This window comes from Pseudomonas sp. P129, assembly GCF_020312195.1.
GTDB classification, from domain to species: domain Bacteria; phylum Pseudomonadota; class Gammaproteobacteria; order Pseudomonadales; family Pseudomonadaceae; genus Aquipseudomonas; species Aquipseudomonas fragariae.
In genome coordinates, this window is record NZ_JAGPYS010000002.1 from 297,353 (window position 1) to 305,023 (window position 7,671).

5 protein-coding genes are annotated in these 7,671 nt (G+C 59.8%); 3 read left to right on the top strand and 2 right to left on the bottom strand.

Annotation, left to right across the window (positions count from 1 at the left end):
- Positions 1–18 precede the first annotated feature (18 nt).
- The gene (gene syrD, locus KBY02_RS06790) at positions 19–1,719 is read right to left on the bottom strand and encodes a cyclic peptide syringomycin export ABC transporter SyrD (RefSeq protein ID WP_003408051.1); all 1,701 of its coding nucleotides are present in this window, start codon (positions 1,717–1,719) and stop codon (positions 19–21) included.
- An 80-nt stretch (positions 1,720–1,799) separates the two neighbouring features.
- Entirely contained in the window at positions 1,800–2,861 is a 1,062-nt protein-coding gene (locus KBY02_RS06795) for a TauD/TfdA family dioxygenase (RefSeq protein WP_058823026.1), read from the bottom strand.
- 331 nt (positions 2,862–3,192) lie between these two features.
- Here KBY02_RS06795 and syrB1 point away from each other — a divergent pair, with 331 nt between their 5' ends.
- The 3 genes from syrB1 (at position 3,193) to syrC (ending at position 7,271) form a co-directional block, all read left to right on the top strand.
- Positions 3,193–5,037 (top strand): syringomycin E biosynthesis L-threonine--[L-threonyl-carrier protein] ligase SyrB1, encoded by a 1,845-nt coding sequence (gene syrB1, locus KBY02_RS06800; protein WP_054091199.1) that lies wholly within the window; start codon positions 3,193–3,195, stop codon positions 5,035–5,037.
- A 17-nt stretch (positions 5,038–5,054) separates the two neighbouring features.
- Positions 5,055–5,987, top strand: coding sequence for a syringomycin E biosynthesis L-threonyl-[L-threonyl-carrier protein] 4-chlorinase SyrB2 (gene syrB2 / locus KBY02_RS06805; RefSeq protein WP_011267819.1), 933 nt, complete (start codon positions 5,055–5,057; stop codon positions 5,985–5,987).
- A 72-nt stretch (positions 5,988–6,059) separates the two neighbouring features.
- Positions 6,060–7,271, top strand: coding sequence for a syringomycin E biosynthesis aminoacyltransferase SyrC (syrC, locus tag KBY02_RS06810; RefSeq protein ID WP_032655798.1), 1,212 nt, complete (start codon positions 6,060–6,062; stop codon positions 7,269–7,271).
- The last annotated feature ends 400 nt before the right edge of the window (positions 7,272–7,671 follow it).

Below are 7,671 nucleotides of genomic sequence, written 5' to 3' on the forward strand. Positions count from 1 at the left end.
GTTGAACAGCGCTTCAGATCAGGCGCGCTTGCCCTCAACCGCGCACTTCACGTCGGAGACGATGCAACCGTCCGCCAACTTGATGATGCGGTCGGCCAGCTGGAAGTACTGATCGTCGTGAGTAATGATCAGGATCGTCTTGCCGCGGCGCTTGAGGTCCGGCAGCAGTTCCTCGTAAAAGAAGCGCTTGAACGGCGGGTCCTGGTCGGCGGCCCACTCGTCCAGCAGGTAAATCGGACGGTCCTCCAGGTAGGCGCACACCAGTGCCAGGCGTTTCTGCTGGCCGTATGACAAGGCCGTGGTGGTCGAGTAACCAAGTCCCTCGATCTTGACCTTGTCTTCCAGGCCCAGAGTCGAGAGGTATGTCTGCGCCTGATCGGTGCTGGGATGTTCTTTCTCGTCAGGACCTATCAATCGGTTGAACAGATGGAAGTCAGAGAACACCGCCGAGAACAGGTCGCGATAGTCGCCGCGCGAGTCGTCCGTGACCGCCGCACCGTCGAGCAGTAGCTGACCCTCTTGCGGGATGTACAGGCCGCAGAACACTTTGGCCAGGGTGCTTTTGCCACAACCGTTGCCGCCGACGATGTAGACCAGCTCACCGGAGTGGATCGTCAGGTCGATAGGTCCCAGGGCAAAACCGGAACTGCTCTGCGGGTCCTTGTAGTTCATGTGTACGTTCTTGAGCTGGATACTGCCCCAGGACTTCTTGTGATCGAGAAGCAGCACATTGTCTGCATCGCTGGTTTCCGGCTCCGGATGCGGTTCGTTGATGGAGAATCCGAAATCCGCCAGTCGCGTGCAGGCAATACGTCCCTGGGCCAGCATCGGCATGGCGCTGACCAGCATCACCAGCGGGCCCATGATGTACAGCACCGCCAGCACACTGGCGCTCATGGTCTTGGCGTCGATAACAGCGAACATCGGCGCAGCGAACAGCAGGCAGCCGACCAGCAACGACAGGGTCAACTGGCCAACGTTTTCGGCGGCAGTAAACCAGAGCCGTTCGATGTAGTTGTACTTCGCGACCCGAACCGAAGACTCCTGGATCGCCGAGCGGCTGAACCAGCGGCGGCGAATACCGTTGAGTTTCAGTTCCTTGAGGCCGAACACAAGCGCGTGTGTGTATTCGTTGAAGGCCGTGAATTCGTCGCGCACCTTGTGGGTGAACTTCATGCCACCCATGAAAAACAGCAGGTACATTGCAACGCCCAGGATCATCAGCGAGATGGTTATCGCAAACACCACCCAGGACAGGTAGGCCAGGTAGGCAATACCGAACAGGAACACCGCCGACTCCACCAGGATCGTCGGCATGATCAACAGCGTGGCGTTGAGTTGCGGAATATCGCTGGTCAGCAGGGTCAGCACATTCGGCGCACCGCGGCGGTCGACTTCCTCAAGCGGCGTGCCGAGGATCTTGCGGCACAGGGCAATGCGCAGACGGGTCATGATGCGCATGCTGGCGTAAGCCGGAAACAGCGACGCACCGTTGCGGAACAGGAGCGCCACCACGCTCAGGCCGACAAACCAGAACAGCGACTGACGCTGAAAGGTCTCCTCGTGAATCGCCTGGTTGATCACATTGACCACGGCAATGGACGCAACGCCGCTGATGAGCCCTGTCAGCAGCGTAAAGAACGTCAGCCAGGGATGGCTGCTCCATAACAGACGCATGATCGAGCCTGGTCTGGCCTTCTTCTCTTGCTTGGTTTTCATTAGCTGCTGCCCTTGAATGCATTAGCCAGCGCGGGCGCCGGTGGTTGAAAGTCCTGGCTTGATAACGGGATGTCGATCATTCAGGCCGGTTGCCAAACGTCGCCCCGAGCGGTCATTTCGCCCATGGCGACAACGATCAGCCGGGGTTCTTCATAAGGATCACGGGCGTGGGCGGCAAGCATGTTGTCAAGCATCACCACATCGCCCTTGCGCCATGCGAAACGCACAGCGCAAGCCTCGTAGGCTTCACCGATCAAGGCCATTACCGGGTCCTCGATGGCTGAGCCGTCGCCATAGCTGACCAACCGCGGCAGGCGGTCGGGGCCGAACATGTCGAGCAGGTCCTCACGCAGTTCCTCGCCCATGCAATATGGGTGATGCAATTGCACCTGGTTGAAGAAACAACGCTCGCCCGTGAATGGATGGGTGATCACCGCCGGGCACTGGGTGCGCAGCTGCAGGGTGTCGCCGTCAAGCCATTCGAAGTCCGTACCTTGCTCGCGGCAACGCTGTTCAATAACGCTGCGTTCGGACGTACCGAAGAACGATTCCCAGCTCGGCTCGACACCGGCGGTGAAGGTGCGGCTGTAAAGCAGACCTTTGCTCTCGAAGCGCTCGACCACCTCTTTCGGCAGGTACGCGAGCACTTGACGGATATCCGCCAGCGGCGTTGCCCCACCCACCCGCGATGGCTGCTCGCAGAAGAACCATTGCTTGCGTGGCCAGCTTTCCAGGTGCGAACTCTCGTTGTGATAGAGGATCATCTCGCGCTCGGGATACGGCGTTGAGCGATAGACATTGCGCCCGCCTTCCTTCTTCGGAAGGTCGCCGTAAGTGCCGTGCAAGCCAGGCGAAAGCGCCTCGGCAAAGCCTTCGAAGGCCGCGACCGAAGGCAGATCAAATCCCCGAAACAAGACCGCGCCGTGACGGCACAGCAGCGTCTCGATCGCTTCGCGCCGGGCGCTGGCCCACTGCACCGGGTCCAGCCCGTCAGCCGTTGGCTCGATCACCACAGGCAAACTGTTACCGGTAGCCAGCAAGGACAACCGTACCGACGGGTCAGCGGCCCTGTCGGGCCAGGTTGGCGCATCCGTTTGCTGTTCATCAGCGAAAACGGGCGCAGTGTTAGCTTGAAGACTCATGAACAAACTCCTGGACCTCAGCCCTTCACATCCACTTTTGTAGGGCGCCAGACCAGCACGCTCCGGCACCGCGCAAGAATAAAAACACTGATGGCCTAAGGCGTCTGTCACCGCAATCCGGGACATCGGTCGCGAAGAGTGTCGATGCGTACTGATCTGAATCGGCAGGCTTTGTCCCCATTTCCCTCGACAGACGCAGCCCGGTAGTCGGTGCTGAAATGCGCCAACTGCGGATCATGCCGGCCCATTGACGGATTCGTCAGGCCGCAGGGATGTCTCGATTGCAGCGGATTTGAGCGCTGCATCTGGTTATTACACAGGAGCTTTGGTCATGCCGATTACGAACACTGACGAATCGCTTAGCGCCGCGTCAGCCCCTCTCAAGCCCGGTGCTTTCCTGCACGAGATATTCAGTGACAGGGCGCGTCAATTTCCTGAGCGCACCGCGGTGAGCGATGCAGCCCGGACGTTGAGCTACGCACAGCTCGACGCGCTGTCGACAAAGCTGGCTGCACGTTTACGCGATGAAGGCGTGACCTACGGCACGCGTGTGGGCATGTACCTGCCGCGCAGCGTCGATCTGGTCACCAGCCTGCTGGGTATTCTCAAAGCCGGCGGCACCTATGTGCCGGTCGACCCGCAATACCCTGGCAAACGCGTCGAGCACATCGTGCGCGACAGCGAGCTGAGCCTGATCATCGGCGATGCCGCCAACCTGCCGAAAATATCGTCTCTGCGCGTATTGGCACTTGACGAGTTACTGTCCGCGCCGGCGCTGCAACCGGCCGCTCAAGACACCCGTATCGACCCGAATAATTCCACTGCCTACATCATCTACACCTCTGGCTCCACCGGTGAGCCCAAGGGCGTACAGGTTTCCCATGGCAACGTCAGTCGCCTGCTGGAAAGTACCCAACGCGCCTATGACTTCAACGCCCAGGATGTCTGGTCGATGTTCCACTCCATCGGTTTCGACTTCTCGGTCTGGGAAATCTGGGGTGCCCTCGCCCACGGCGGCCAGGTGGCCGTTGTCCCGTATGACGTCTCGCGCTCTCCTGCCGCCCTGCGTCAATGGCTCGCCGATCAGCGCATCACCGTGCTCAGCCAGACGCCATCGGCTTTCCGTGGTCTTGATGAGGCCGATCGTGGCAACACCGCGCCGCTGGCGCTGCGCTACGTGGTGTTCGGTGGCGAAGCGTTGCCCGCCAGCGTGCTGCGTCCCTGGGTCGAGCGCCACGGTGACCAGAAGCCCGCGCTGATCAACATGTACGGCATCACTGAGGCCACCGTTCACACCACCTTCAAGCGAGTGTTGGCGCAGGACCTGGAAACAGCAGCCATGGTGTCGCTGGGCAAGCCGCTGCACGGCTGGCGCCTGCACCTGCTTGACGCCAACCAGGCGCCGGTCGCGGCAGGCACTAGCGGCGAGCTGTACATCGAAGGCGCGGGCGTGGCTCAGGGCTACCTGAACCGTGAGGCGCTCAACGTCGAGCGCTTCGTCGAGTTACCCGGTGCTGTACGCGCCTATCGTACTGGCGACCTGATGACCCTGGAGAGTAATGGCGAATACCGTTATGCCGGTCGCTGCGACGAGCAATTGAAAATCAGCGGTTTCCGCATCGAGCCCGGCGAGATCGAAGCCTCTCTGCAAACCAGCCCGAGCGTGGCCGCTGCCCATGTCGGCGTACATGATTACGGTGATGGCGACCTGCGCCTGGTGGCTTACGTGGTGCCAGGCCAGGGCGTCGACGCCTGGACCGAACAGGCTCGCAGCGAAGTTGCCGCATTGATGGCCGAAAATTTGCCGGAGTACATGCGTCCCTCGGTGTATGTGCCGCTGGCAGAACTGCCGGTGACTCATCACGGCAAAATCGACAAGCAACAACTGCCCTCGCCTGCCGCTGGCACGGCGCCTTCAGGCGCGGCAGACGTCAAGGGCCTCAGTGAGCAGGAGCACTTCGTGCTCAAGGTCTGGAGCGAAGACCTGGGTCTGAAAAACATCGGCGTCAATGATGATTTCTTCGATTCCGGCGGCACTTCACTGGCACTGATCCGCTCGCTGAGCAAGCTCAAGACACATTACAAAATCAACCTCGACCCCGGGATCCTGGCGGATGGCGCAACGGCCAAAGTCCTGGCCGACCACATCACCCGTAGCCTTGTTCAAGCCCATTGACCGAAAAGGAAAAGCTCATGAGCAAAAAATTCGCCTTAACTGCGGAACAGCGTGCCTCGTTCGAGAAAAACGGTTTTATCGGGCCGTTTGACGCTTACTCGCCAGAAGAAATGAAAGAAACCTGGAAGCGCACCCGTCTGCGCCTGCTCGACCGTAGCGCTGCCGCCTACCAGGATCTGGACGCCATTTCCGGTGGCACCAACATCGCCAACTATGATCGCCATCTGGACGATGATTTCCTGGCCAGCCACATCTGTCGCCCGGAAATCTGCGATCGCGTCGAAAGCATCCTCGGCCCGAACGTCCTCTGCTGGCGTACCGAGTTCTTTCCCAAATATCCGGGCGATGAAGGCACCGACTGGCACCAGGCCGACACCTTCGCCAATGCCTCCGGCAAGCCACAGATCATCTGGCCGGAAAACGAAGAGTTCGGCGGCACCATTACTGTCTGGACCGCATTTACCGACGCGAACATTGCCAATGGTTGCCTGCAGTTCATTCCCGGCACCCAGAACAGCATGAATTACGACGAAACCAAGCGCATGACCTATGAGCCCGATGCCAACAACTCGGTGGTCAAGGATGGCGTGCGTCGCGGTTTCTTCGGCTATGACTATCGCCAGTTGCAGATCGATAAGGACTGGAAACCCGATGAGGCCTCTGCTGTGCCCATGCAGATGAAAGCCGGGCAGTTCATTATTTTCTGGTCGACGCTGATGCACGCGTCCTATCCGCACAGTGGCGAATCACAGGAAATGCGCATGGGCTTCGCGTCACGCTATGTACCCTCGTTCGTCCATGTCTACCCGGATTCGGATCATATCGAAGAGTACGGCGGTCGCATCAGTCTGGAGAAATACGGCGCGGTGCAAGTGATCGGTGACGAAACACCGGAATACAACCGGCTTGTGACCCACACTACACGCGGCAAGAAATTCGAAGCGGTCTGACCCGCACACGTCATACGACAGTAGCCTCGCGCAATGTGCCTGAAAAAAGCGCCCGACAAAGAGTGAAGATCCATGACTATTTCCTCCGATGCAGCGATGCGTCTGTGCGAGACGGTGAGGATGCTCAGGCACCTTGCCCTCAATTTGCCCGATCCGGTGTGCCTGAGCTTTCTCGCCCGGGACGACGGCCCTCTGCCAGAGCCGGCGTGCTCCAGCGTGCGAGCCACGGAGCGGGCGATCAATGCGGCGTTTGCGCGCATTGGTGTGCGCACCCTGCAGTACTTGCACGGTGGCGAGACGCAACTGTCGTCGTTCGAATACTTTATAAGCCGCAAAATCTGCGAAGCGCTCGACTATAGCTACGAGCACTTCGACGATGCTGGAGACGTCACCGCCTTCAATCGACTGCTCAAGCATTTCGAATTCAGCGGTGCAGTGCCGCACATCGAGACATTACACCTGACCACCCGCGACCATGCTCCGTTGCTGGTGCATGCCAGTGCCAACCGCGAACGGCCTCCTGTGGTTCTGGCATTGCCCTGCGGCATTCCGTTCGATCTCTGCCGCGACTGGTTCGACGCCTTGAGCGAGCGCTTTTTTGTCGTGACCTGGGAAACCCGAGGGCTGTTCGGTGCCTGCGAGGCGTTCGACCAGATCGCGGTGGACACCGATGCCCAGGTTGCCGACATGATCAGCGTAATGAATCACTTCGGGTTATCGACCGCACATCTGATGGGCATCTGCGGCGGCGCGGTCATCGCCCTGAGCGCCGCTGCTGCCCACGCCGAGCGGGTCAACTCCCTGAGCCTGTGGCATGGGGATTACAACCTGGGCGACAATGACCTGCGCACCGCTCATCAGCAAAACTTCGAGTGGCTGATGGAAAGCGCTGCTCAGGATCGAGACGAGGCTGCCGACCTGCAAGCGATGTTCCTCGATCAGGCAACGCTGGCCACCACCCCTGAGTCCATTGCCCACGTAGTGCTTTACCCCTACGTCAATCCCGAGTTGTTCTATCGCTATGCGCGTTTGAATGACGCGCTGAACAAGACCGAGCTGGCACCACGACTGACGCGCATCACCGCGCCAACCCTGGTAGTGGCTGGCGATGCCGACTCGACTACGCACATCGGCGGCTCACGGCATATCGCCGCGTCGATCAAGGACGCCACGCTGCACGTAGAGCGCAATGGCAGCCACCTGGCGTTCTTTGCCTCCAGCCAGCAATCGAAACAAACCGCCTTCAGCTTCCTCGAAGAAGTTCTTCAGCCCGCTGTCGCCTGACAGGCATTCGATACCTCGCCGAATGGAAAGGGGGCTTAGGCCCCCAGCTTTACTCTGCTCTGCGACCTTGAGCGCGGCGGCGACCGACTCACCTTCAAAGCGGCACACTGGCGCAGCAATCACCAACCTTCCCTTCAGCGCCCCGCTCCATAGGTCAATCGAATCGGTCCAGGCCTCTATACCGGCGCGGCGCGGCGCCGTCCCGAATCACTGATCAACCAACCCGGAAGACCACCGCGCGCAGTTGTCCCAGCTTCCCATGACAGACATCCCCAGGTGGATGCTCTATTTTTTTTTCAATGTTTTTAATCCTCCCGCCGACTGGCAGTCGTCCAGCGCCATGCCGCGCCGTCCATCGACCGGAGACGAGCCAATTGATTTCGCAAACAGGTGCTTTGAG